The sequence below is a fragment of the uncultured Porphyromonas sp. genome (assembly GCF_934359325.1).
In the GTDB taxonomy this organism is placed as follows: Bacteria; Bacteroidota; Bacteroidia; order Bacteroidales; family Porphyromonadaceae; genus Porphyromonas_A.
Map to the genome: position 1 here is coordinate 1 of NZ_CAKRLH010000259.1, position 1,894 is coordinate 1,894.

Annotated in this window: 3 protein-coding genes; 2 read left to right on the top strand and 1 reads right to left on the bottom strand. The window is 55.6% G+C overall.

The window, feature by feature from the left end; genetic code table 11:
• Positions 1 to 13: 13 nt before the first annotated feature.
• Together Q0F21_RS07555 and Q0F21_RS07560 are read left to right on the top strand one after the other, a co-directional pair.
• The gene (locus Q0F21_RS07555) at positions 14 to 535 is read left to right on the top strand and encodes a DUF805 domain-containing protein (RefSeq protein WP_297238778.1); all 522 of its coding nucleotides are present in this window, start codon (positions 14 to 16) and stop codon (positions 533 to 535) included.
• A 30-nt stretch (positions 536 to 565) separates the two neighbouring features.
• Positions 566 to 1,180, top strand: coding sequence for a DUF805 domain-containing protein (locus Q0F21_RS07560; RefSeq protein ID WP_297238780.1), 615 nt, complete (start codon positions 566 to 568; stop codon positions 1,178 to 1,180).
• A 78-nt stretch (positions 1,181 to 1,258) separates the two neighbouring features.
• Here the strand turns inward: Q0F21_RS07560 and gpmA are convergent.
• Positions 1,259 to 1,894 (bottom strand): 2,3-diphosphoglycerate-dependent phosphoglycerate mutase (gene gpmA, locus Q0F21_RS07565; RefSeq protein ID WP_297238782.1); only part of this gene is annotated, 636 nt, incomplete at its 5' end.

The window sequence follows — 1,894 nt, forward strand, 5'->3', positions numbered from 1 at the left end:
GCACTCAACTATTATGATACCAAGCAAGCAAGTAGAGGAGCAGGAGTCACTCTTCCGGATCTTTATCTCATGTATGACTCGCAAGTGTGTCACCTTTACAGGTAGGGCACGGAGGAGGGAATTTTGGGGGTATATGCTCTTTGCGGTCCTCTTCGGGGGATTGCTGTGCGGCATCGTTGCCTGGGCGTCCTCTCTCGGCCGGATAGACATCACAGATCCCTTCGCCGGGTCGGGCGCCATCATCACCTGTATCATCGGACTGCTCGCCCTCTGGCTCCTCCTCGCCGGGATGGCTGTGGCGGTGCGTCGCTTCCACGACTGCAACCTGCCTGCCTGGCCCGTCCTGCTGGGTATGCTGCTCGTCCTGCTGCCGATCCCGCTCTTCTTCACCCCCTATGGCGGTCTCGGGGGACCGGGATTCTTTGTCCTGTCGATGCTCCTCGCCGCCTGTGCGCTGATCTTCATCCTCGGTGTGGCGATCATCCCCGGTGGGAGGAAAAAGAATAAGTATGGTCTCGCTCCCAAGGGCGAGTGATACTCAAAACCCTTAAATACAAACTTGACAATGGAAGTGATCCAAAACAACAACACCGCCCCGCAGGGCGAAAATCTCTCCCTCTGGGGCTACTTCGTCCGCTGCATCACGAAGAAGTACTCCGACTTCTCCGGACGCGCGCGCCGCAAGGAGTGGTGGAGCTATATCCTCTTTCAGCTACTCATCTTTATTGTGCCGGTGGTCCTTTTTGTGGCAACCACTGTTGGAGAGATGATGTCCGATCCCGACACAATGCAGTATATGTCACAAAATCCAGATGACAAAGAGTACATCTACTCTCTTATGTCCGAGAACGTTTACTTCTGGGCTATGATGATCGTGGAGCTCCTGCTTCTGGTTCCGTGGCTGGCAGTTACTTGTCGTCGCTTCCACGATGTGGGGATCTCCACCGGACTCTTCTGGGTAGTCGGGGGGGTGACGATACTTAACTACGTCATCACTTTGTTTTTCATGATCGAACCGGGAGTCATCCCCCATACAGTGACAAGTATCTATAATGTCCTTAATTCCCTAGTCGGGCTGGTGGTGCTGGTCGTCGCCTTTATCCCCGGCAAGACCGGTCCCAATGCCTACGGGCCTGATCCCAAGCCTGCCCCCACTTACGAGGGTTACGGTCAGATCTGATCGGTAAGGGAAAGATCAAAAGAGAGGCTGTGTCACGACTTGGCGACACAGCCTCTCTTTTGGTATAAGTGGAGAAGCTTACTTCTTAGCCTTGCCCTGGTTGGCAACTGCATCCATCAGCTTCTTGATCGTCTCGGGATCGCCAAGGAAGTAGTCCTTGATGACGCGGTAGTTGTCGGTCTCGTCGAGCTCAAAGACGTAGGGGATGCCGGTCGGGAGGTTCAGCGCAGGGATATCCTCGTCAGAGATCCCCTTCAGCACCTTGACGATACCGCGGAGGGAGTTGCCGTGAGCGGCGACGATCACGTCCTCATTGTCCTTCAGCGACGGCAGGATCTCCTCATTGAGGTAGGGGAGGATCCGCTCCACGGTCTCCTTGAGGCTCTCCGTGAGAGGCAGGTCCTTGGGGTCTACGTGAGCGTAGCGCGTGTCTTGGAAGGGGCTGCGAGGATCGTCCTTCTCCAGCTCCGTGGGCGGTACGTCGTAGCTGCGGCGCCATACGTGCACCTGTTCGTCACCATACTTCTCGGCAGTCTCAGCCTTATTGAGCCCCTGCAGCATGCCGTAGTGCTTCTCATTGAGGCGCCAGGTCTTGCGGACGGGGATCCAGTCGAGATCCATCTTATCGAGGACAATATTTAGGGTCTTGATGGCACGCTTGAGGTAGCTGGTGTAGGCGAGGGTGAAGTGAAATCCATTCTCCTTCAGCGTCTT